25 protein-coding genes are annotated in these 21,884 nt (G+C 39.8%); 16 read left to right on the forward strand and 9 right to left on the reverse strand.

The annotated features are described in order from the left end of the window. Positions 1-81: 81 nt before the first annotated feature. Complete coding sequence (gene rnjA, locus NST57_RS07645; RefSeq protein WP_142154938.1) at positions 82-1,749, reverse strand: ribonuclease J1; 1,668 nt, start codon at positions 1,747-1,749, stop codon at positions 82-84. A 5-nt stretch (positions 1,750-1,754) separates the two neighbouring features. Then, positions 1,755-1,964: a DNA-dependent RNA polymerase subunit epsilon gene (locus tag NST57_RS07650; RefSeq protein WP_008345114.1), complete on the reverse strand. Its 210-nt coding sequence runs from the start codon at positions 1,962-1,964 to the stop codon at positions 1,755-1,757. Between the two features lie 394 nt (positions 1,965-2,358). Here NST57_RS07650 and NST57_RS07655 point away from each other — a divergent pair, with 394 nt between their 5' ends. After that, positions 2,359-3,138 (forward strand): Cof-type HAD-IIB family hydrolase, encoded by a 780-nt coding sequence (locus NST57_RS07655; protein WP_142154939.1) that lies wholly within the window; start codon positions 2,359-2,361, stop codon positions 3,136-3,138. 38 nt (positions 3,139-3,176) lie between these two features. On the opposite strand, the gene def is transcribed toward NST57_RS07655, so the two are convergent. Next, a complete protein-coding gene (gene def, locus NST57_RS07660) occupies positions 3,177-3,734 on the reverse strand; it encodes a peptide deformylase (protein WP_008345111.1) in 558 nt (185 codons plus the stop codon). A 112-nt stretch (positions 3,735-3,846) separates the two neighbouring features. Continuing rightward, positions 3,847-4,026 (reverse strand): YjcZ family sporulation protein, encoded by a 180-nt coding sequence (locus NST57_RS07665; protein WP_026050085.1) that lies wholly within the window; start codon positions 4,024-4,026, stop codon positions 3,847-3,849. Between the two features lie 235 nt (positions 4,027-4,261). Between NST57_RS07665 and NST57_RS07670 the strand changes: the two genes are divergently transcribed. The 5 genes from NST57_RS07670 to lpdA all read left to right on the forward strand — a co-directional run bounded on the left by NST57_RS07670 (position 4,262) and on the right by lpdA (position 10,456). Then, positions 4,262-4,930: a YkyA family protein gene (locus NST57_RS07670; RefSeq protein ID WP_341298351.1), complete on the forward strand. Its 669-nt coding sequence runs from the start codon at positions 4,262-4,264 to the stop codon at positions 4,928-4,930. Positions 4,931-5,496: 566 nt separating this feature from the next. Continuing rightward, positions 5,497-6,612 carry a pyruvate dehydrogenase (acetyl-transferring) E1 component subunit alpha gene (pdhA, locus tag NST57_RS07675; protein WP_007498599.1) on the forward strand — a complete coding sequence of 372 codons (1,116 nt, stop codon included), beginning with the start codon at positions 5,497-5,499 and terminating at the stop codon, positions 6,610-6,612. Positions 6,613-6,615: 3 nt separating this feature from the next. Further along, complete coding sequence (gene pdhB / locus NST57_RS07680; protein WP_007498597.1) at positions 6,616-7,593, forward strand: pyruvate dehydrogenase complex E1 component subunit beta; 978 nt, start codon at positions 6,616-6,618, stop codon at positions 7,591-7,593. 108 nt (positions 7,594-7,701) lie between these two features. Continuing rightward, on the forward strand, positions 7,702-9,039 hold the full coding sequence (locus NST57_RS07685; RefSeq protein WP_142154942.1) for a 2-oxo acid dehydrogenase subunit E2: 1,338 nt from the start codon (positions 7,702-7,704) through the stop codon (positions 9,037-9,039). A 4-nt stretch (positions 9,040-9,043) separates the two neighbouring features. Further along, on the forward strand, positions 9,044-10,456 hold the full coding sequence (gene lpdA / locus NST57_RS07690) for a dihydrolipoyl dehydrogenase (RefSeq protein ID WP_003211097.1): 1,413 nt from the start codon (positions 9,044-9,046) through the stop codon (positions 10,454-10,456). Positions 10,457-10,581: 125 nt separating this feature from the next. On the opposite strand, the gene NST57_RS07695 is transcribed toward lpdA, so the two are convergent. Then, positions 10,582-10,962 (reverse strand): hypothetical protein, encoded by a 381-nt coding sequence (locus tag NST57_RS07695; protein ID WP_341299199.1) that lies wholly within the window; start codon positions 10,960-10,962, stop codon positions 10,582-10,584. A 316-nt stretch (positions 10,963-11,278) separates the two neighbouring features. Here NST57_RS07695 and NST57_RS07700 point away from each other — a divergent pair, with 316 nt between their 5' ends. Next, positions 11,279-11,398 carry a GapA-binding peptide SR1P gene (locus tag NST57_RS07700; RefSeq protein WP_003212464.1) on the forward strand — a complete coding sequence of 40 codons (120 nt, stop codon included), beginning with the start codon at positions 11,279-11,281 and terminating at the stop codon, positions 11,396-11,398. Positions 11,399-11,441: 43 nt separating this feature from the next. On the opposite strand, the gene NST57_RS07705 is transcribed toward NST57_RS07700, so the two are convergent. Beyond that, positions 11,442-12,914 carry an aminotransferase class I/II-fold pyridoxal phosphate-dependent enzyme gene (locus NST57_RS07705; protein WP_142154944.1) on the reverse strand — a complete coding sequence of 491 codons (1,473 nt, stop codon included), beginning with the start codon at positions 12,912-12,914 and terminating at the stop codon, positions 11,442-11,444. Positions 12,915-13,104: 190 nt separating this feature from the next. On the opposite strand from NST57_RS07705, the gene NST57_RS07710 reads away from it, so the two are divergent. Beyond that, positions 13,105-13,374: a UPF0223 family protein gene (locus tag NST57_RS07710; RefSeq protein WP_008345089.1), complete on the forward strand. Its 270-nt coding sequence runs from the start codon at positions 13,105-13,107 to the stop codon at positions 13,372-13,374. 233 nt (positions 13,375-13,607) lie between these two features. Here the strand turns inward: NST57_RS07710 and NST57_RS07715 are convergent, their stop codons facing one another. Further along, entirely contained in the window at positions 13,608-14,243 is a 636-nt protein-coding gene (locus NST57_RS07715; protein ID WP_008345087.1) for a DUF1054 domain-containing protein, read from the reverse strand. 287 nt (positions 14,244-14,530) lie between these two features. Here NST57_RS07715 and NST57_RS07720 point away from each other — a divergent pair, with 287 nt between their 5' ends. From NST57_RS07720 to NST57_RS07750, 7 genes are all read left to right on the forward strand, one after another. After that, positions 14,531-14,719 carry a hypothetical protein gene (locus NST57_RS07720; RefSeq protein WP_008345085.1) on the forward strand — a complete coding sequence of 63 codons (189 nt, stop codon included), beginning with the start codon at positions 14,531-14,533 and terminating at the stop codon, positions 14,717-14,719. 133 nt (positions 14,720-14,852) lie between these two features. Continuing rightward, entirely contained in the window at positions 14,853-15,659 is an 807-nt protein-coding gene (locus NST57_RS07725; protein ID WP_041507356.1) for an inositol monophosphatase family protein, read from the forward strand. A gap of 183 nt (positions 15,660-15,842) precedes the next feature. Continuing rightward, complete coding sequence (locus NST57_RS07730; protein WP_341298352.1) at positions 15,843-17,075, forward strand: hypothetical protein; 1,233 nt, start codon at positions 15,843-15,845, stop codon at positions 17,073-17,075. Positions 17,076-17,086: 11 nt separating this feature from the next. Then, positions 17,087-17,695 carry a hypothetical protein gene (locus NST57_RS07735; RefSeq protein ID WP_341298353.1) on the forward strand — a complete coding sequence of 203 codons (609 nt, stop codon included), beginning with the start codon at positions 17,087-17,089 and terminating at the stop codon, positions 17,693-17,695. Then, positions 17,685-17,879 (forward strand): hypothetical protein, encoded by a 195-nt coding sequence (locus NST57_RS07740; RefSeq protein ID WP_341298354.1) that lies wholly within the window; start codon positions 17,685-17,687, stop codon positions 17,877-17,879. The genes NST57_RS07735 and NST57_RS07740 overlap by 11 nt, the downstream gene beginning before the upstream one ends. A gap of 68 nt (positions 17,880-17,947) precedes the next feature. Further along, a complete protein-coding gene (locus NST57_RS07745) occupies positions 17,948-18,466 on the forward strand; it encodes a sigma-70 family RNA polymerase sigma factor (RefSeq protein WP_341299200.1) in 519 nt (172 codons plus the stop codon). Continuing rightward, on the forward strand, positions 18,463-18,756 hold the full coding sequence (locus NST57_RS07750; RefSeq protein ID WP_341298355.1) for an anti-sigma factor family protein: 294 nt from the start codon (positions 18,463-18,465) through the stop codon (positions 18,754-18,756). Before NST57_RS07745 ends, NST57_RS07750 begins: the two co-directional genes overlap by 4 nt. A gap of 45 nt (positions 18,757-18,801) precedes the next feature. On the opposite strand, the gene NST57_RS07755 is transcribed toward NST57_RS07750, so the two are convergent. Then, a complete protein-coding gene (locus tag NST57_RS07755) occupies positions 18,802-19,437 on the reverse strand; it encodes a hypothetical protein (protein WP_142154951.1) in 636 nt (211 codons plus the stop codon). 273 nt (positions 19,438-19,710) lie between these two features. Further along, entirely contained in the window at positions 19,711-19,890 is a 180-nt protein-coding gene (locus NST57_RS07760) for a DUF5325 family protein (RefSeq protein WP_142154952.1), read from the reverse strand. A 113-nt stretch (positions 19,891-20,003) separates the two neighbouring features. Between NST57_RS07760 and typA the strand changes: the two genes are divergently transcribed. Then, the gene (gene typA / locus NST57_RS07765) at positions 20,004-21,842 is read left to right on the forward strand and encodes a translational GTPase TypA (protein WP_341298356.1); all 1,839 of its coding nucleotides are present in this window, start codon (positions 20,004-20,006) and stop codon (positions 21,840-21,842) included. Positions 21,843-21,884 lie beyond the last annotated feature (42 nt).

Raw genomic sequence — 21,884 nt, forward strand, 5'->3', positions numbered from 1 at the left:
ATGTATCGTACAGATATGCGGGTTTTTTTATTGCGCATAAAAAAGAGACACAGCCAATTGGCTGTGTCTCCTTGTGCGTCATTACACTTCCATAATAATCGGTAAGATCATTGGGCGGCGTCTTGTTTTTTCATAAAGGAAAGGAGCAAGAGTGTCAGTAATCTCGTTCTTAATTTCTGACCATTGAGTCGTCTTGCGTTCCATTACTTTTTCAAGATGCTTTGAAATGAGATCTTGCGCGTCATTAATGAGGTCTCCAGATTCTCTCATGTAGACAAAACCTCTTGAGATTAAATCAGGACCTGCAGAAATTTTGAATTCTTTCATATCCATGCTGACAACAACAATGACAAGACCTTCTTCTGATAGAATGCGGCGGTCTCTTAACACGATGTTGCCGATATCACCAATACCGCTACCGTCGATATACACGTTGCCTGATGGAATTTTGCCAGCAACACTTGCTTCGTCACCTTTCAGTGCAAGAACTTCACCGTTATCCATGATAAAGCAGTTTTCCTCAGGGATTCCGCAATCATTCGCAAGTTTAATATGCGTTTTTTGCATGCGGTACTCACCGTGAATCGGCATGAAGAATTTTGGTTTAATTAAACGGAGCATCAGCTTTTGTTCTTCCTGCCCGCCGTGTCCAGAGGTATGAATATTATTGAGTGAGCCATGAATGACCTCAGCACCAGCACGATAAAGCTGGTTAATGGTACGGCTTACGCTAATATTGTTACCTGGGATCGGTGAAGACGAGAAGACAACAGTGTCTCCAGGGATAATTGAAATCTGGCGGTGCGTACCATTGGCAATACGAGAAAGAGCGGCCATCGGTTCGCCCTGACTACCAGTACAAAGAATGGTTACTTTGTTTGCTGGAAGGCGGTTGATTTCATTGTGTTCAATGAACGTGTTTTTTGGACATTTGATATATCCGAGGTCTTGTCCAATATCAATGGCAGACTCCATGCTGCGCCCAAACACAGCGACTTTTCGACCGTTGGCAACAGCTGACTCGATCACTTGCTGAAGTCTGTGAATGTTAGATGCAAATGTAGCAAAGATAATACGTCCATCTACTTTTCTGAAGATGTCATCAATGCTTTCACCTACACGTCTTTCGGACATCGTAAATTCTGGAATTTCACTATTTGTACTGTCAGATAGAAGACAAAGAACGCCTTCTTTCCCGATCTCAGCCATTTTCGTTAAATTGGCAGGCTCGCCAACAGGAGTAAAGTCAAACTTGAAATCGCCTGTATGTACGATGTTACCAGGAGGTGTCTTCACGACAATTCCATAAGAATCTGGGATACTGTGCGTCGTTCTAAAGAAAGACACAGCTGTTTTTCTAAATTTGATCGTATCTTCTTCTTCAAAGATGTGAAGTTTGGTCTGTCTTAATAGACCATGCTCTTCCAATTTGTTACGAAGTAGGCCGATTGCGAGTTTGCCTCCGTAAACTGGAATATTCACTTGCTTGAGAAGGTAAGGGATACCGCCGATGTGGTCTTCATGTCCATGAGTAATAAAAAGACCTTTGATTTTATCTTCGTTTTTAACTAAATACGTATAGTCAGGGATGACGTAATCAATTCCAAGAAGTTCATCTTCAGGGAACTTAATACCAGCATCAATCAAAATGATTTCATCTTGAAATTGAACGCCATACGTGTTTTTACCGATCTCGCCTAATCCGCCGAGCGCAAAAACTGCCGCCTGATCGTTTTTTACAAATTTCATTCCTCTCATAGCTCCAATACTTTAAAATTTTCACTTTCTCGTTCATAGTCTAAAAAAGCACCGTCTACAGGCTGAATGAATTCAATATTGTAGTTATGTTTTTTCAACTTATCGCGTACGTCTCTTTCAGAAACCGCTTCAACGTATAGTGAATCTGTGTGTTCTCTAACAGGTACCTCAGTCGTACTTGCCTGAAAAAATACCTTATATATCATCCAAATCTCTCCTTAAATACCGTATGTTACACTCGCTTATTCTATTATATTAAAAAAACGCGCATAAGAAAAGTCTCAGAGAAAAAAGGACCTTCAGCAAATGTGCGGAAGATCCTTTTAAGCAATCGATTTTTTACGAAGCATGTCCTTCCATTGTCTTCGGATTTTCTTGCGCAGACGACGAAGCATCGCGGATCGCCTCCTTTCGGTTTGAGTATTAGTCAGCCATTTGTTCCGTTCTCTCTATATACTTGTATTATATGATGTTTCTACTTAATGTTACATGGTTATATGTGGGAAATGGGCGTTTTAAGAGGAAGTGGTTTCGTCAGTGAAGATCTTTCTGTATGATGAAGGGGAGAGGGTATACATAACAAGAGACAGGAGACGAGATATGAATAAAAAAGTCATCTTCTTTGATATCGACGGTACTTTATATGACCATGATAAAAAAATACCTGAATCAACGAAGCGAGCTGTTCGTTTATTAAAAGAAAAAGGGCATCATCTCTTCATTGCATCTGGCCGTTCGCCTTTTCTCATCCAGCCTATTTTAGAAGAAATAGGGCTTGACTCATTTATTGCTTATAACGGTCAGTATGTCATGTACGAAGGAGAAGTCATTTACGGCAATCCTCTTAAGCAAGAGCTGATGGATAAAATTTATGAAACAGCGGATCAACATGATCATCCGCTTGTTTTCATGGGAGAGAAGACGATGAAGGCGTCTGTGCCGAACCATCCATTTATCCATGAAGGGATTGGCACTTTAAAAACAGAGCATCCCGAGCACGATTTGTCATTCTTTAAAGAAAACGTCATTTATCAAATGCTGCTATTTTGTAAAGCAGAAGAGGAATACCAATATGAATCGTTCCGTGAAGAAATTGATCTAGTCAGGTGGCATGAACTGGCTACCGATGTCCTGCCAAAAGGTGGATCAAAGGCTGAAGGAATTAAACGAGTCATTGAAAGACTTCCGTACGATCAAAAGGACACAATTGCCTTCGGTGACGGGCTGAACGATCGAGAAATGATTTCGTTTGCTGGAACAGGCGTTGCGATGGGGAATGCAGTCAATGAATTAAAAACATTAGCTGACTTTGTCACCAAACCTGTAGATGAGGACGGCATATTCCACGCTGTGACTGAATTAGGCCTTATTGAAGAATAAAAAACAAGACCCGCTGATGGACGGGTCTTGTTTTTATTTTATGATCTGCCGATCGCAACTGCGTTGTCTGGCTCGGCGAATGGATGATCTTTTTGAATATGATCATAAAACATAATGCCATTTAAATGGTCAATTTCATGCTGAAAAACGATGGCCGGAAACCCTTTTAGGCGAATATCAATGTCTTCACCTTCAAGCGTTGTACCTTTCACCCTGATTTTTTCATAGCGCGGGACAAATCCAGGGATGGCTTCATCAACTGATAAACAGCCTTCTCCAGTAGCTAAATAAGCTCTTTTGACTGAATGGCTGACAATGCGAGGGTTGAATAATGCATAGCTGTAAAGTTCTCCGCCTTCGTCTTCACAGTGAACAGCGATCATTCGTTTACTGATATTGATTTGCGGAGCTGCCAAGCCAACACCGGGTCTAAGTTCGTATTTTTCAGCAATGTCAGCATCCTGACTGTTTTTGACAAATTCAATCATGTCAGCTAATTGCTGTTTTTCTTCCTCTGTTGGCGGGAGTTCAACCGCTTCAGCTGTTTGTCTTAAGACGGGATGCCCGTCTCGTACGATATCATCCATGGTAATCACAAAACTTCACTCCTATTTCCTTTGTATGTAAAGTATATAAAATGATACACAACATATGCAATGAAATAAAGAAGACCGGTCGTATGAGACCGGTCAGAGGCTTATTCAGCCATTAGCAGCAGCCACCGCCGCCTAAGAATGCTGCGCCAACAATGATCAATAGAATGAATAGGACGACGATTAAAGCGAATGTACGTCCACCACCGTAACCGCAACCGTATCCACCACCATAACTTGGATAGCAACAACCGCCGCCGTATCCATAACCGTAACCGCCGTATCCACCATACATACTTCCATGACTATAATTAGACATACTTTTGACCTCCTTTGGAAATACACTCGGCCTCTCATAAGTGAAGGCGAAGCGTGTAATATAAACTATGTATGAATGCACTATTTGTATAGTCATAAGCCTAGAGCATGAAAAAAATCTTCTTTTCCCTCAAAAAACCAGTCTCTTTCCTTGTCACAACCGTCCTGAAAAATTATAGTGGTATGTGGAGATGTAAAGGGGGACCTTGTAATTGAAACAGATGAAAAGAAGAATAAAAGCAGGTGCAGCTTTAGCGGGGATATGTACCCTTTTGCTTGCTGGCTGCGGAGGTCAAAATCCGCTTCATGAGATGCAAGATGCCATGACGAAAATGAGCGAAAAAGAAGCAACCTTTGAAAAAGAACAAGGCGCACTGCAAAGCTATGAGGAAAAAGAGCAGCAGTTGTATAAAAAAATGATTCAAACAACAAAAGACCACACAAAAACAGTCTCAAGCTTGTCTGATCAAGCATTAGCATCGGCAGAGAAGCGGGAAGAACATTTAAAAACAGAAAAAGGCAGCATGGATCAATCGAAAAAAGAATTTCAATCTGTAAAAGAATTCGCTGGACAGATAAAAGGTGCGGAAGTAAAAGACAAAGCAGATCAAACAGTGAAATCAATTGAAAAAAGATATGCATCATATGATCAGCTTTACCGTGAGTATCAAAAGGCGCTGAAACAAGACAAGCACTTGTATGAATCTTTAAAAAGAAAAGACTTAGGATACGCTGAGCTGAAATCCAAACTGAAAACAGTCAATCGTTCCTATAGTAAAGTTAGAAAAGAAAGCAAGAAGTTCAATCAATATACAGATCAATTGAATGAATATAAACAAGCTTTATACAAAACGGCTCAGAAAGAATCACAAAACAGTTAAAAACAGTACTAGCATATTTGTTGTTCTGTTTACCGCTGCTACTTACAAAGTGCTGCGTGTCGTTACTCGTTTTTCCAAGATGTCAAACTGAAAAGAAGAGAAAGGGTTAAAATGAAGTTCATTTTAGCCCTTTGTCCATCATGATCAAAAGAGCTGAAAATAGCTCTTTTTTTATTTTTCGACAAAAACAAACATGTGCTATTGTAGTACAGTAACACACTCTATACTAGTACAGTTTGTGTTATTGATTAAACAGATTGATACAGGTCACCATAAAAAGTAAAGCGAATACATTTATTTAAATAAAGCCGTTAAATCAATTGACGGACTATTTTTCTTGTTGTAAACTATTCCTTGTTAACAGAAGTTGTATTAGTTTTTTGTGAACTATCGTTAATACAGTTAGAAAAAACTCAAAAGCAAACGGTCATCCAATGTTTCGACAATGATCTGTGTGGCTATTATATACAGGAGTCATATGAGCATTTTGGGTTATCCTATATCTGTATGTATAAATGGATTCACGACAAATTGACTGTTAAAAGAAAGGAAGAGGTGACTTTAGAATGGCTGCAAAAACAAAAAAAGCAATTGTTGATAGCAAAAAGCAATTCGATGCCATCAAAAAGCAGTTTGAAACGTTCCAAATTTTAAACGAAAAAGGCGAAGTCGTAAACGAAGCGGCAATGCCAGATCTTTCAGATGACCAATTAAAAGAATTAATGCGCCGTATGGTGTTTACACGTGTATTAGATCAACGTTCAATTTCATTGAACCGTCAAGGACGTCTTGGCTTCTATGCGCCAACAGCTGGACAAGAAGCTTCTCAGCTTGCAACTCACTTTGCACTTGAGAAAGAAGATTTCATTCTTCCAGGATATCGTGATGTACCACAATTAATCTGGCATGGTCTTCCACTAACAAAAGCATTCTTGTTCTCTCGTGGACACTTTGTTGGGAACCAAATGCCTGAAGATGTGAATGCACTTTCTCCGCAAATCATTATCGGTGCACAAATCATTCAAGCTGCTGGTGTAGCTCTTGGTTTGAAAAAGCGCGGTAAAAATGCTGTTGCAATCACTTACACTGGTGATGGTGGAGCTTCACAAGGTGATTTCTACGAAGGTATTAACTTTGCAGGGGCTTACAAAGCGCCAGCGATTTTTGTTGTCCAAAACAACAGATATGCGATCTCTACACCTGTTGAAAAGCAATCTGCTGCACAGACGATTGCACAAAAAGCAGCTGCAGCTGGTATCGTAGGCGTACAAGTTGACGGTATGGATGCATTAGCTGTATATGCAGCGACTGCTGAAGCTCGTGAGCGTGCTGTAAATGGTGAAGGTCCAACATTAATTGAAACTCTTACATTCCGTTACGGCCCACATACAATGGCTGGTGACGATCCAACAAGATATCGTACAAAAGAAGATGAAAATGAGTGGGAGCAAAAAGATCCATTGGTACGCTACCGCAAATTCTTGGAAAACAAAGGCCTTTGGTCTGAAGAAGAAGAGAATAAAGTCATCGAAGATGCAAAAGAACAAATCAAACAAGCAATCAAAGAAGCTGACGAACAGCCTAAGCAGAAAGTCACTGATTTGATTGAAAACATGTACGATGTGAAACCATTCAACTTGGTTGAACAGCTTGAAATTTACAAACAGAAGGAGTCGAAGTAAGCCATGGCGCAAATGACATTGATTCAAGCGATCACTGATGCGTTACGCACAGAACTGAAAAATGACGAAAACGTTCTCGTTTTCGGAGAAGACGTTGGTAAAAACGGCGGCGTATTCCGTGCGACTGAAGGATTGCAAAAAGAGTTTGGTGAGGATCGTGTATTCGATACTCCACTTGCTGAATCTGGTATTGGCGGTCTTGCAATTGGCCTTGGACTACAAGAATTCCGCCCAGTAATGGAAATTCAATTCTTCGGATTCGTTTACGAAGTATTAGATTCTGTTTCTGGACAAATGGCTCGTATGCGTTACCGTTCTGGTGGACGCTGGCATTCTCCAGTGACAATCCGTTCTCCATTTGGCGGAGGAGTTCACACACCTGAGCTTCACGCTGACAGCTTAGAAGGTCTTATTGCACAACAGCCTGGTATTAAGGTTGTTATTCCTTCAACACCTTACGATGCAAAAGGACTATTAATTTCTGCAATCCGTGACAACGATCCGGTTGTATTCCTTGAGCATATGAAACTTTATCGTTCTTTCCGTCAGGAAGTTCCTGAAGAAGAGTACACAATTGAAATCGGTAAAGCTGACGTGAAACGTGAAGGTTCTGACCTTTCAATCATCACTTACGGTGCAATGGTTCACGAATCACTTAAAGCTGCTGAAGAGCTTGAAAAAGAAGGCGTTTCTGCTGAGGTCGTCGACCTTCGTACAGTGAGCCCGCTTGATATTGAAACAATCATCGCTTCTGTTGAAAAAACAGGCCGTGCGATCGTTGTTCAAGAAGCACAAAAACAAGCTGGTATTGCAGCAAACGTAGTAGCTGAAATCAATGATAGAGCAATTCTTAGCCTAGAAGCACCAGTACTTCGTGTAGCTGCACCTGATACTGTATTTGCTTTCTCTCAAGCTGAGAGCGTATGGCTTCCAAACCATAAAGACGTGCTTGAAACAGCTAAGAAAGTTCTTGAATTTTAATTAAATGACAGAGGGGAAAAGAATTTATTTCTCTTCCCCTTTATCAATTACATGACCGTGTAATGTTGACAGAACAAGGGTTTAACATAATCTAGGAGGCGAAAAACAGTGGCATTTGAATTTAAACTTCCGGACATCGGAGAAGGTATCCACGAAGGTGAGATCGTTAAGTGGTTTGTAAAACCAAACGACGAAATCAATGAAGATGACGTTTTAGCAGAGGTACAAAATGATAAAGCAGTTGTAGAAATTCCTTCACCTGTTAAAGGAAAAGTATTAGAATTAAAAGTTGAAGAGGGAACAGTTGCAACTGTAGGACAAACAATCATTACGTTTGATGCACCTGGTTACGAAAATCTTCAATTTAAAGGCAGCGAAGAAGAAGGCGAAGCGAAAACTGAAGCTCAAGTACAAGGTACTGCTGAAGCTGGTAACGAGCCTGAAAAGAAAGAAGTTGCTCAAGAAGAAGCGGCAGCAACTGGTGCTGGCGCACAAGAGCAAGTAGATGCTGATCCTAACAAACGTGTTATTGCTATGCCATCTGTACGTAAATATGCGCGTGAAAAAGGCGTTGAAATTTACAAAGTTGCAGGTACTGGTAAAAATGGCCGCGTGCTAAAAGAAGATATCGACAGCTTCCTTAATGGCGGTTCTGCAGCTCAAGAAGCAGCACCTCAAGCAGCTGAAAGTGCGAAAGAAGAAGCAGCTCCAAAAGCGGCAGCAGCTCCAGTTCTAGAAGGAGAATTCCCAGAAACTCGCGAGAAAATGAGCGGAATCCGCAAAGCGATCGCGAAAGCAATGGTGAACTCTAAGCACACAGCTCCTCACGTAACATTAATGGATGAAGTTGATGTAACAAACCTTGTTGCACATCGTAAACAATTCAAACAAGTTGCAGCTGATCAAGGAATCAAGTTAACTTACTTGCCTTACGTTGTAAAAGCTCTAACTTCTGCTTTGAAAAAGTACCCAGTACTTAACACTTCTATCGATGATAAAACAGATGAAGTTGTTCAAAAGCATTACTACAACATCGGAATTGCAGCTGATACTGAAAAAGGCTTGCTCGTTCCAGTTGTGAAAAATGCAGATCGCAAAGCGATTTTCGAAGTATCGAACGAAATCAACGAGCTTGCAACAAAAGCACGTGATGGTAAATTGGCTCCAGCTGAAATGAAAGGTGCATCTTGCACAATCACAAACATCGGTTCTGCTGGTGGACAATGGTTTACTCCAGTCATCAACCACCCAGAAGTAGCGATCCTTGGTATTGGCCGTATCGCTGAAAAAGCGGTTGTTCGTGATGGCGAAATCGTTGCAGCTCCAGTCTTAGCTCTTTCCCTAAGCTTTGACCACCGTATGATTGATGGAGCTACTGCGCAAAATGCCCTTAACCACATCAAGCGTTTATTGAATGATCCACAATTAATTTTAATGGAGGCGTAAATTCATGGTAGTAGGAGATTTCCCAATCGAAACAGATACTCTTGTCATCGGTGCAGGTCCTGGTGGATATGTAGCTGCTATTCGTGCTGCACAGCTAGGACAAAAAGTAACAATCGTTGAAAAAGGAACACTTGGCGGCGTATGTCTAAACGTCGGCTGTATCCCTTCAAAAGCATTGATCAATGCTGGACATCGTTTCGAGAATGCAAAGCATTCTGAAGACATGGGTATCAAAGCTGAAAACGTAACAGTTGATTTCACAAAAGTTCAAGAGTGGAAAGCTTCTGTTGTAAACAAATTAACAGGTGGAGTTCAAGGTCTTCTAAAAGGAAATAAAGTAGACATCGTCAAAGGTGAAGCTTATTTCGTAGACAGCAACTCTGTACGTGTCATGGATGAAAATTCAGCGCAGACTTATACATTTAAAAATGCAATTCTTGCAACTGGATCTCGTCCAATCGAATTGCCTACATTTAAATACACAGACCGCGTGATCAACTCAACTGGTGCTTTAGCGCTTAAAGAAGTACCTAAAAAGTTAGTTGTCATCGGTGGTGGATACATCGGTACTGAGCTTGGTACTGCTTATGCGAACTTTGGAACTGAAGTTGTCATCCTTGAAGGTGGAGACGAAATCCTTCCAGGTTTTGAAAAGCAAATGAGTTCTTTAGTGAAACGTAACCTGAAGAAAAAAGGAAACGTTGAAATTCATACAAACGCTCTTGCAAAAGGTGTTGAAGAAAAATCTGACGGTGTCACTGTTACTTTTGAAGTAAAAGGTGAAGAAAAAACTGTCGATGCTGACTACGTACTTGTGACTGTTGGTCGTCGTCCAAACACAGATGAGCTTGGCCTTGAGCAGGTTGGTGTTGAATTGACAGACCGCGGAGTTGTCAAAACTGACAAACAATGCCGTACAAGCGTTTCAAACATCTATGCAATTGGTGACATCGTTGATGGACCACCACTTGCACACAAAGCTTCTTACGAAGGTAAAATTGCTGCTGAAGCAATCGCTGGAGAGCCAGCTGAAATTGATTACCTCGGTATTCCTGCTGTTGTATTCTCAGAGCCAGAACTTGCAACTGTTGGATATACTGAAGCAGAAGCGAAAGAAGAAGGAATCGACATCGTTGCAGCGAAATTCCCATTCGCAGCGAACGGACGTGCACTTTCTCTTGATGCAACTGATGGCTTCATGAAAATGATCACTCGTAAAGAGGATGGTCTAGTGATAGGTGCACAAATCGCAGGTGTTGGTGCTTCTGATATGATTTCAGAGCTTAGCCTTGCAATTGAAGCTGGTGTGACGGCTGAAGATATCGCAATGACAATTCACGCTCACCCAACTTTAGGTGAAATCACAATGGAAACGGCTGAAGTAGCAATCGGAAGCCCAATCCATATCGTAAAATAATGAACGTTTAACCCCTCTCCACACGGAGAGGGGTTTTTTATGTATGTGAAACGTCGCTGAAAAAGAAAAACCCTCATGAGCTGAGGGATTCTTTCATATGGATATATAAGTGCAAAGTCGAACCGTTAATTTGTATTCACTCGATCTAATGCTTGGCATATGGGTGATAAGATATCCTCTTTACTTCGGACATTACCTTCCACCTTCACAATGACCTTTTCATTATTGACAAGTAAAATAGCCGGCAGTTCGTCTACTTCATTTTTCCAGCCTGTACGATCTTCTTTCACAATCATCTTGGACATTTCCTTCGGATATTCATTTTTTAAATCGAGCACTGCATCATAATAAGGACTTTCTTTATCAAGATTTTCTGCATCAGTAAAAAAGAGAATTCTCGGCTTTTGAATATTACTGACCTGGTCTGTCTGATTCGGTATGATATACGCAAATGAGCATGAACTAAGTACAAAGAGCATAGGGAATATAATGAGAAGGGTCCTCATAAAATTCAATCTATTCACCTCAAAATCCTTTGGGGTTGTACCAACATTTTTAGGAGCCAGTTCCCTGTTAGTCACTCTAGTGTATCACGTCCTTTTTGACAATTTTCGATTGTTACTCAATTGTTACAAAATTGATATGAAGCAAAATACAATTGAAACGTTTCCTCAATATGATGAGAAAAAAGCATTTATTTATAAAAAATGATTCAATGTGTCATACAATTAACCGTTGACAACTTAAATGTGACATAATATTATAGAGATATGAAATAGATTAAACGCTTTCAAACTTTGAGTAAAGAAAAGGGGAATGTACGTGGGTACAATTATTTGTCAAGATTGCAATGAAACCATTGATCAATTTGAAAATGAAAAAGTGACAACACTTTATGGAACATGTGGTCACTGTCATTGCTGTGATGAAGCCTCTGAATAAATAAAAAAGCATGCAGCTCCAATTGGGGCTGCATGTTTCTTTTTTATAAAATGGCTTTTTGTTCTTTAATGACACGAATCATATCTAGTGTGGAATCTTCTGGTCCTTGAACAGGAAGACCGATTTCGATATTTTTAAAGATATAGGAGATATTTTCTTCTGTGATGATTTCTCCTGGTATAAAAATAGGAATACCAGGCGGATAAACCATGACAAATTCTGCAATGATCCGGCCAGCCGCTTCTTTAAATGGAATGACTTCCGTTGTTGCGTAAAAAGCGTCACGCGGCGTCATCGCGAGCGAAGGGATTTCAGGCAGTAACACTTCTGTCACGGCTTGTTTGCCGCCTTGACGTGCAGAGGTGGCTGCAATTTCCTTCATAGCCGTTACAAGCGTATCAATCGTCTCATCACAATCGCCAGGCGTCACGATACATAAAATATTGTATAGGTCAGAGAGCTCTACTTCAATTCGGTAGCTTTCTCTCAGCCATTTCTCCACATCATGGCCATTCAGTCCAAGGTCTTTAATGGAGATGATTAATTTTGTTGGGTCATAATCGTAAGTAGAAGGTGAACCGAGAATTTCTTGACCAATACAAGTAATACCTTCAATTTCGTTTAAACGGGTTCTTGCTGATTCAGCTAATCGAATGGCTTCATCTGCGAGTGCCTTTCCTTCAGTCGCTAATCGCTTTCTAGCGACATCCAGGGAGGCTAAAAGCAAATAAGAAGTAGACGTAGTTGTCAACATGCTTAAAATAGATTGTACTCGATCCTTTGAAACAAGTCCTTCTTTCATATTTAAAATCGAGCTTTGGGTGAGAGAGCCGCCAAGTTTATGCACACTTGTTGCTGCCATATCAGCACCCGCCTGCATCGCAGACAATGGAAGCTCATCGTGAAAATGAATATGCACACCGTGTGCCTCATCTACAAGAACAGGAACGTCATATGAATGAGCAATCTCTACAATGGTTTTTAAATCAGCTGAAATGCCAAAATACGTTGGGTTAATCACAAGCAACCCTTTCGCATCTGGGTGCTTAGTCAGCGCTTTTTTAGCTGACTCTGGCGTGATACCATGAGAGATACCGAGCTCTTTGTCAATTTCTGGGTGAATAAAAACAGGTACTGCACCAGAAAATACAATAGCAGACATAATCGACTTATGGACATTACGTGGAACAATAATTTTGTCTCCAGGGCCACAGACGGTCATCACCATTGTCATGATCGCGCCGCTTGTTCCTTGTATAGAGAAAAATGTATGGTCGGCACCAAATGCTTCTGCTGCAAGCTCCTGTGCTTCTTTGATCATTCCTCGAGGCGAATGTAAATCATCAAGAGGTTCTATATTAATAAGGTCAATGCTTAATGCATTGTCTCCAATGAATGCTCTAAATTCAGGGTCCATTCCGGCTCCTTTTTTATGGCCTGGAATGTGAAATTGGACTGGATTGGTTGAAGCGTGTTTTTTTAGTCCAGTGTATAAGGGTGTATCATGTTGTGACAATTGCTTTCCCACCTTCATCGAAATACCTGCTATTATTATCCCAATAACAGCAGATTTCATTGCATAAAACAAAAGAATTATATTATGAACTGATCGGAATGTAAAGCATAAAATCAATCGGATTCTGATCAAACAGATGCTATAATAAAAGTTCAAATAAGAAATGTGGATTAAAGTGAGGGACAAGTAAATGGAATATCAATATCCAATGGACGTCGACTGGACAACTGAAGAAAAGATGGCGGTCATTTCATTTTTTCAAGCCGTTGAAAAAGCCTATGAAACAGGAATTGCGAAACAAGCGTTACTAGAGGCTTATAAACGATTTAAAGAAGTTGTACCATCAAAAGCAGAAGAAAAGACGCATTGTGCGGCGTTTGAAAAGGGAAGTGGGTATTCCCCTTATCGCACAGTGAAAAGTGCAAGAGAGGCTGAAGAAACAGCTATGATACGGATGTAAAAAACGAGCCTATAAAGATAGGCTCGTTTCAGCGTGTAGACAAACCCTCGCATTCTTTGTCAGTCCTGCGCGCTGGTACTCACGAATGACAAATTCGCTCCGTGCCAGTGCTCGTCCTTCCTAGACTTCAAAGGTTTTCTATCACGCTGAAAAGAAGACAAAGGGCTAAAATCAAGTTCATTTTAGCCCTTTGTCAACAATCTGAAACGAGCCTATAAAGATAGGCTCGTTTTTTATACAGATTCTTTTTGTGTAAAGCGGTATAGATAAGTTACTGTGCGGAAGGCATCTTCAATTTTTGATAAGAATTCTTCATTATTCATTTGAACAACCTCTTCTCTAGGAAGCTGGATGCCGCAAAGGAGTTCGGCCTTTTTGACTGTTTGAACACGTTCAAATAGTGTTCTCAGCTGTTCAGCATCAAGTTCGCTGTGGCGGAGGACGTCCGGTTTCATATGATCCTTAGACCAAACAAAGTCTTGCGGTATTTTCTTTTGGATCGTGTCCAGCTCTTTTTCGAATAATTGCCCATATTCACCTTTCACTGGAGATTCATAAATGAGCGCAAACCATACAAATACATGAGTTTTCCAAAGCCCAATTTGAAAATGAGGGAGCTTTTTATACCCACGTTTACTGTTAGCGAAAGCCACCCAAGTGTCATTTGGCGGGTTGACTGATCTTCTTGCGTGTTTTGCCACGTGGACAAACATTTCGTCTCCTGTAATAGAAGAAAGAAGCGGTGCAAAATGTTCACCAAGTGCTTCAAGCTTTGGACGGACTCTCTCTTTTAATACGGTCATACGTTCATCTAAACCGTCTACTGTGAATGTTTCAAAATCTTCATCTCTAAAACGCATTTCACTCATGTTATGCCTCCTGTATCTTTTCGCTGATCATATTTTATCATAGCTTGGGTCAAGCTCAAAAAAAGATGCACTTTAAAGAGAAAGATAGCAGGGACCTTGATGCGGCGTTTAAAAACATCGATTTTGTGGTACATAACAAATAGGTAAAAACACAATTTTCAGAATGTCGTTGCGGTTATGCGATCGCTTCATACGATATAAGCAAGAACCATTTCTCTTATCGATTGTATTTTTTATCAATGAAAACTGACAAGGAATGAATCATTCTCTGGAAGGGGCGTTGACCAATGAAGCAAATCGTGAAGCATGGGTATAGACAAGAGAAGAAGAATCGCATCGCTGTGTGGAGATTAGAGGTTGATTATGAGCTTTCTACGCTTCATGAAGCCATCGAGCAAAAAGATGATATCCAGGTAGAACGCAGCAAACGAAAGCTTGAGCGCCTAAGAAAAGAATGGGAGCAGCTTCAAGGGTAAAACAAGGTGAGGTAAAAACGAACCAATTCATCGGTTCGTTTTTGTATGAAGCTGCTTTTTTCTTGCTTTTACGTACATAATATCAGTATGCTAATACAAATAGGTACTACATAGAAAAGAGGTTTACAGTCCGATGACAAACTGGGTGGAAATTGACCGACTTGCAAAGCTTTGGGTAAAAGAAGCGGGTAGCCGCATTAAAGCATCCATGCAGGAAGGTCTATCAATTGAAACAAAATCAAATCCAAATGATCTTGTCACAAACATCGATAAAGAAACAGAACGTTTCTTCATTGAAAAGATTCAGTCGACATTTTCAGATCATCATATTTTAGGAGAAGAGGGCCAAGGGGAAGAAGTGACCTCTCTTGACGGGATAGTATGGATCATTGATCCAATTGATGGCACCATGAACTTTGTCCATCAAAAAAGAAATTTTGCCATTTCAATTGGGATATTTGAAAATGGTGTGGGGAAAATCGGTCTTATTTATGACGTCATTCATGACGAGCTCTATCATGCAGTCAAAGGAGAAGGGGCGTATATGAACGATACCTTACTCCCGCCTTTAAAAGATGTCGCCATTGAAAAAGCCATTGTCGGCATTAACCCAACATGGGCGATTGAAAGCCCCCATTTTGACGCTAAGCCGTTTGCCCGTCTCGTACGCGATGTGAGAGGAACAAGAACGATTGGATCAGCTGCACTTGAACTGGCTTATATTGCAAGCGGAAGAAGCGACGCATATGTCACGTTAAGGCTTGCGCCATGGGATTATGCTGCTGGATGTGTGTTGCTTGATGAGGTAGGCGCTGTTTACTCGAATATTCACGGAGAACGCTTAACGTTTCTAGAGAAAAATAGCATTGTTGCCGGAAATCGATCCGTCTGTGAAAAAATCTTGCATGATTACATAAAAGGAAGCGGAAATAAAAAATAAACAACATCACTTCATGAGAATGAAGTGATTTTTTGTTTTTCCTGAAACTTTTTGGTAAGGCAGATGTCTAAACGAATGAGGCCTTAATTTGATGTAAAGGATTGTGTAGCAATGTTTGATTTGTTTAGTGATTTATCCCTCCATTTTGAAAGGTTTTTTATTTTAAATGAGTACAGTATCCACATGATTCAATGGTGTGTGCTTGGACTATTTGTCCTTTTCATTACACTTCCCATATGGAAAGAAAAGAAGAGTAGTTATTTATTTTATGCTGGAATCGTATTAAGAGTAGTTCTGCTAGGGAGTATGACACTTGAGATGATCCACCAAGTGCTAGCTAGACAGTATACGATCGAAACATTTGAAGTGCTGACAGATTTCATGCAATTTCTCATCTATGGATATGTCTTACTTGCATCACTTTTCTATGTGATTTCTCTTCCTTATTTAAAAAATAGGGGCATTTTTTTTGCATTTGATTTATCTGTGTTACTTCTGCCTTTATGTCAAACGGTATTTATTGTGTTAGTTGAAAGCAAAAAGTTCTTTCTCAGCGGTGATACGGAGCTGATATGGAGAGATTTGATCATCATTTTGCTTATGATTGGCTTTGCCGCTTTGGTACTTCACCTATTCTTTCGTTTGTTTTGGCATCAGAAGTGGAAAGAATTGCTGTTTTTCTATGGCCTGATTTTCGCTGCCCTGCTGTATATTTTTTATCCTGCTATCTCGAAGTATGAGCTACAATCTTCGTTTAAATCCATTGTGATTTTAGCAGCGGCTGCAGGAAGCTTTATGACATTACATTTGTTATGTGTGTTACTACAAAACAAGGGGAAGTTGAGACGGTGGGGTGCTTGGGGGATTGTCGTCTTTTTTATGCTGATGCTGAACCCGATCTTAAATCTTCCACATATCATGTTTCAATTCACCAAAACGGAACTAACAGATACTTTTTCAGAAGAATATCGCCCTTTATCTGAAGCAAGTGCTAAAGCATTCGCTTCAAAGTTTGTACCAGCGGACATTTCATTATATTCAACGACTATTAAGCAGCCGATCTCTTATAACTACGTGTTTGCAGCCGATCAATATGAAGTGAATGTGTCTGCGTTTACAAGTGAATTAAACAGCTATTCTTATAGTGGTCGTGTAAAGGGTCAGAGTTTGACCGATAAAGAATATAGAAAAAAAACCATTGAATTTTTTGAAAGAAGCGGCCATTCCATTGATCTAGACCGCATTCATGTCGTCGTCGAAAAAGAAGACGGGGAGACAAGCGTTCTTCTTTTGCCAAAAATGTCTCAGAATAAAGAGGAGAGCCTAGCGTTTGCCACATGGAAAAAAGAGACGCTTCGCCATGCGCAATATGGGAACGCCATCTTTCAATTGAAGGATGTAGACGGATCTATTTAACAAACAAAGAAATGAAAACGAAAATAAATCGTATTTATAAAAAGCTAAATTTACAGCCACCAGCTTACCAGATCACAGACGTTGATGGCTTTTATTTTCAGTGGCAGCATGAAGTAGAGGTAAAGACAGCCGATCAATCTACATTTGTATTTAATGGTTCAACGAAAGAATTGCTGAAAATACAGCTATCAAAAGCAATTCTTCAACAGAAAAAAGAAAATATCAGTGACGAAGATTTGTTGGAAATGATAGGGAAACAGTCAAAAGACGTCAAGAAAGAAACAGGATCTCGTGAACACAAACAATATACTTTTAACGGGTCATCCCATTTACTTCATGTGACGAGAGATGCCGATGGAATTGTGTTGAATTGGCAATCAGACTCTTCTTTACCGCATACGGTGTCGAATCAAGAACGTGATGAAGTCTATCAGCAAGTCCTCAAAAAGTATAAACCTTATGCCATTTATAAAAAGCAAATCAAGCCGGTGAGAATGATCGACAAAGAGGGGAAAATGAGCATTTCGTGGTTTGTGATCATTCAAACCTTCGGATCGAATGAGCGGAAAATATATGAAGTAAATGGACGAACAAAAGAGGTGCAACGTTTTGACAGATAAAGAAAAACAAGCCATCTTTCAAGATTTATATGAATTGTATCAGGAAGGGGAGCTTGGAGAAAAGGCTGCTAACTGGATGAAGGCGCATGAAAAGCAGTTTCAGCATTCTTTTAAGGGAAATGAGTTTGCTCCTGTCCACACTGAGGATCAGAGCGATTATCATGAATTAAAACGCATGAAGTGATTTATTTCTTCGTTATACTTCTTTTTTATCGTTTTATCAATTTGGATGACTGTGTGGTTTTATTTTTGATGTCTAGACCGACCAATCAAATTGAAAAAATATATGAAGAATATTTTCAGGAAATCACCAAATATTTATATCGCAGAACGGGAAATGTCGAAACAGCCAAGGACCTTGCGCAGGATGTATTTATCAAAGCACTGCATGGGTTATCCTCTTTTAAAGGACATTCAAGCATTAAAACATGGCTTTACACCATTGCTTATCATACATTTGTCAACGACTATCGCCGAAAAGTAAAACGAACATTTACGGATGTAGAAAAAGCTGACTTTTTAGAGCAGCAGATATTCATGACATCTGAAGACCATTTAGAAACGCAAGCTGATATTCAAAGGCTTTGGAGCCATATCAATCAATTGAAGGATTCTTACCGAGAAGTCCTCATTTTAAGAGATATTCAGGAGTTATCGTATGAAGAAGTAGCGGAAATTTTGAATTGGACTTTATCTAAAGTTAAGACAACCCTTCATCGAGCAAGATTAGAGCTGAAACGAAAGCTACATTGTGAGGAGTTCAACAAATGAGCTGTTATTTGATTGAAGAACTATTACCACTTTATATAGAAGGGGATACGAGTGAACAAACAAATCAAATAGTGGATGAGCACTTACGTTCATGCAAAAAATGCCTTCATCTATATGAAGAAATGAAAGAACCAGTCTCTATTGCAAAGTCAACAGAATTCATACCGTTCATAGATGAAAAAGAAGAAAAAAGAAAGTTTGAAATGCGCTACTATGGAAAACTGTTATTACGGGCAAGTATCGTATTTAGTATCGTCTATCTCATCATGCTCTTGATTTATTGGATATAAGAAAGAACCCCCCATCTGGATGAACCGGATGGGGGGTTTTTGAGCTTAGTTCAATTTTTCTTTTGCAATTTGAACTGCATCATAGAACGTTTTTAATTGCTCTTGAGGAATTTTCTTAAGCAATTGGTTGACAACAAGTAATTCAGTAGAGCTGAATCCAAGACCTTTAGCGATTTTAGAATCAATTACAACGTTTCCTTTTTTGTCTAGAACAAGTGCATCACCAGCAAGATCAGCAATTCTGATCACTGATTTGAAAAGCTTTTCGAATTTAGTTGCTTCTTCTTTAGTAAGACCAAGTTCAACAGCTTTTTCTGCATCAAAAACTAATTTTCCTTTTTCGTTTTTAGTGATACTTTCACTGAAAACGATTGTAAGAACAGCTGCGCGATCTAAGAATTTCTCAGCAGTCGCCGCTTCTTCTTCAGTAAGACCGAGCTCAACAGCTTTTTTCACATCAAATGTGTAGCTGTTGTCTTCCTCAACAAATGAATTGATGAGAATGCTGATAACACGCTCGTTTTTCTCCAATAAATCTTTAATAATTTGTTGCTGCTCAAAAGGAATCCCTTTGAAAGTTGCAGCGCTTGCTTGCCCAGGAGCTACTGTTGTGAAAGTAAAAATGATAGCTAAAGCGAAAAATACAACAGAGCTGAGCGATTTGCTCAAAAACTTCTTCATGCTTCTTTTCTCTCCCTTTTCTGTTAAATTTTGTTGCAAGAACAGCATACCATGAGAAACTTTGTGGAAGAATAGGAAAAATGTAACTTTGTGTTTGTTTTTGGAGAACTATAAAAGTTCTTGTCGAAAAATGGGAGAGTTCAGATTGCTTACATTTGCCAACTCTATATGAAGTTTTTAGTTGAATCATTAGTATTACATAGGTGATTGGTCTTGTTTTTACCCAAAATAAAAGCCTTCTACATGTAAAATGTAAAAGGCTTTTCATAAATTTTATGATTGCACGTTTAATTTTCGTTTTAATGTAAATCCTGTTCCCATAAAAACCATGGCGAACACAATACTTAAGCATGTTCCCAGTATGCTTTTTTCTGCTACAGACACTCCAATAAACGCCATACTGACGACGGCAAGTAATGCACATAATAATAGAAGCCATTTGATTTGTTTCATTTGTCTCCATCCCTTTTTTTAGAGTTAATATAAGTTTACAGAAAAACGATCGGCATTTAAAGGGGATTGTGATATAATATGAAAGTTATCTAATTATTTTAGGAGATGAAAATGTGAAACTTCGAAAAGACCTTCGCAACATCGCAATTATTGCCCACGTTGACCATGGTAAAACGACGCTTGTTGACCAATTGCTCCATCAAGCTGGTACTTTCCGTGCGAATGAAAATATCGCTGAGAGAGCCATGGATTCCAATGATTTAGAGCGAGAGCGCGGTATTACGATCTTAGCTAAAAATACTGCGATCCATTATAAAGATACACGCATTAATATTTTAGATACACCAGGACACGCCGATTTCGGTGGTGAAGTTGAGCGTATCATGAAAATGGTAGATGGTGTACTTCTCGTTGTGGATGCATATGAAGGTTGTATGCCTCAAACACGATTCGTGCTAAAAAAAGCACTTGAGCAAAACCTAACACCAATTGTTGTTGTCAATAAAATTGACCGTGACTTTGCTCGTCCAGCTGAAGTAGTCGATGAAGTCATTGACTTGTTCATTGAATTGGATGCAACAGAAGAACAGCTTGAATTCCCAGTTGTATATGCATCAGCAATCAATGGTACAGCAAGTAAAGATGCTAGTAAGCAAGATGAAAACATGGAATCGTTGTTTGAAGCGATTGTTAACCATATCCCATGCCCAATTGACAACCATGAAGAGCCGCTTCAATTCCAAGTGGCACTACTTGATTACAATGATTATGTTGGAAGAATTGGAATCGGCCGTGTATTTAGAGGAACAATGCAAGTAGGACAGCAAGTTGCTCTAATGAAAGTGGATGGCAGTGTAAAACAATTCCGCGTGACGAAGATTTTTGGTTTCCAAGGGTTAAAACGAGTGGAAATCAATGAAGCGAAAGCTGGAGATCTTGTCGCAGTATCTGGTATGGAAGACATCAACGTAGGAGAAACAGTCTGCCCGGTAGAACACCAAGAGGCTTTGCCGATCCTTCGTATTGATGAGCCGACACTTCAAATGACATTTGTTGTGAATAACAGCCCATTTGCAGGCCGTGAAGGAAAGTACGTGACATCACGTAAAATTGAAGAGCGTTTAGAGCAGCAGCTTCAAACAGACGTAAGTCTTCGTGTAGATCCAACAGATTCACCTGATGCCTGGGTCGTGTCTGGACGCGGTGAGCTTCACTTATCAGTTCTGATTGAGAATATGAGACGTGAAGGATTTGAACTGCAAGTATCGAAGCCAGAAGTTATTGTAAAAGACGTAGATGGTGTTCGATGTGAGCCTGTAGAGCGTGTTCAAATTGATGTACCTGAAGAGCATACTGGCTCTGTTATGGAATCAATGGGTGCAAGAAAAGGTGAAATGATTGACATGATCAATAATGGTAACGGTCAAGTTCGCCTGATCTTTACAGTTCCATCACGTGGTTTAATCGGATATACAACTGAATTTCTTTCATTAACTCGTGGTTTTGGTATTTTGAACCATACATTTGACAGCTACCAGCCGATGCAGTCTGGTCAAGTTGGCGGACGCCGTCAAGGTGTACTTGTTTCAATGGAAACAGGTAAAGCAACTGCTTACGGAATTCAAGGTGTTGAAGAGCGCGGTGTGATTTTCGTTGAGCCGGGTACTGAAGTGTACCAAGGAATGATTGTTGGTGAGCATAACCGTGAAAACGATCTTGTTGTCAACGTGAGCCGTATGAAACAACAAACAAACGTACGTTCAGCGACAAAAGATCAAACAGTTAGTATGAAAAAACCACGTATTATGTCTCTTGAGGAATCTCTTGAGTACTTAAATGAAGACGAATACTGTGAGGTTACACCTGAATCTATTCGTTTAAGAAAGAAAATTTTAGATAAAAATGAACGTGAGAAAGCTGCGAAGAAGAAAAAGCTAGCAGGATTATCTTAATTCCATGAAGAATTAAAAAGATAGAACCCTGAAAGGTAAGGG

The sequence above is a fragment of the Bacillus sp. FSL M8-0077 genome (assembly GCF_038050255.1).
Taxonomy (GTDB): domain Bacteria; phylum Bacillota; class Bacilli; order Bacillales; family Bacillaceae; genus Bacillus; species Bacillus altitudinis.

What these genes read in the sequence shown, in the direction of transcription:
- rnjA (WP_142154938.1), bottom strand. Translation starts at nt 1,749, where the DNA reads ATGAAATTTGTAAAAAACGATCAGGCGGCAGTTTTTGCGCTCGGCGGA.
- NST57_RS07650 (WP_008345114.1), bottom strand. Translation starts at nt 1,964, where the DNA reads ATGATATATAAGGTATTTTTTCAGGCAAGTACGACTGAGGTACCTGTT.
- NST57_RS07655 (WP_142154939.1), top strand. Translation starts at nt 2,359, where the DNA reads ATGAATAAAAAAGTCATCTTCTTTGATATCGACGGTACTTTATATGAC.
- NST57_RS07665 (WP_026050085.1), bottom strand. Translation starts at nt 4,026, where the DNA reads ATGTATGGTGGATACGGCGGTTACGGTTATGGATACGGCGGCGGTTGT.
- pdhA (WP_007498599.1), top strand. Translation starts at nt 5,497, where the DNA reads ATGGCTGCAAAAACAAAAAAAGCAATTGTTGATAGCAAAAAGCAATTC.
- pdhB (WP_007498597.1), top strand. Translation starts at nt 6,616, where the DNA reads ATGGCGCAAATGACATTGATTCAAGCGATCACTGATGCGTTACGCACA.
- lpdA (WP_003211097.1), top strand. Translation starts at nt 9,044, where the DNA reads ATGGTAGTAGGAGATTTCCCAATCGAAACAGATACTCTTGTCATCGGT.
- NST57_RS07695 (WP_341299199.1), bottom strand. Translation starts at nt 10,962, where the DNA reads ATGAGGACCCTTCTCATTATATTCCCTATGCTCTTTGTACTTAGTTCA.
- NST57_RS07710 (WP_008345089.1), top strand. Translation starts at nt 13,105, where the DNA reads ATGGAATATCAATATCCAATGGACGTCGACTGGACAACTGAAGAAAAG.
- NST57_RS07715 (WP_008345087.1), bottom strand. Translation starts at nt 14,243, where the DNA reads ATGAGTGAAATGCGTTTTAGAGATGAAGATTTTGAAACATTCACAGTA.
- NST57_RS07720 (WP_008345085.1), top strand. Translation starts at nt 14,531, where the DNA reads ATGAAGCAAATCGTGAAGCATGGGTATAGACAAGAGAAGAAGAATCGC.
- NST57_RS07725 (WP_041507356.1), top strand. Translation starts at nt 14,853, where the DNA reads ATGACAAACTGGGTGGAAATTGACCGACTTGCAAAGCTTTGGGTAAAA.
- NST57_RS07730 (WP_341298352.1), top strand. Translation starts at nt 15,843, where the DNA reads ATGATTCAATGGTGTGTGCTTGGACTATTTGTCCTTTTCATTACACTT.
- NST57_RS07735 (WP_341298353.1), top strand. Translation starts at nt 17,087, where the DNA reads ATGAAAACGAAAATAAATCGTATTTATAAAAAGCTAAATTTACAGCCA.
- NST57_RS07745 (WP_341299200.1), top strand. Translation starts at nt 17,948, where the DNA reads ATGTCTAGACCGACCAATCAAATTGAAAAAATATATGAAGAATATTTT.
- NST57_RS07750 (WP_341298355.1), top strand. Translation starts at nt 18,463, where the DNA reads ATGAGCTGTTATTTGATTGAAGAACTATTACCACTTTATATAGAAGGG.
- NST57_RS07755 (WP_142154951.1), bottom strand. Translation starts at nt 19,437, where the DNA reads ATGAAGAAGTTTTTGAGCAAATCGCTCAGCTCTGTTGTATTTTTCGCT.
- NST57_RS07760 (WP_142154952.1), bottom strand. Translation starts at nt 19,890, where the DNA reads ATGAAACAAATCAAATGGCTTCTATTATTATGTGCATTACTTGCCGTC.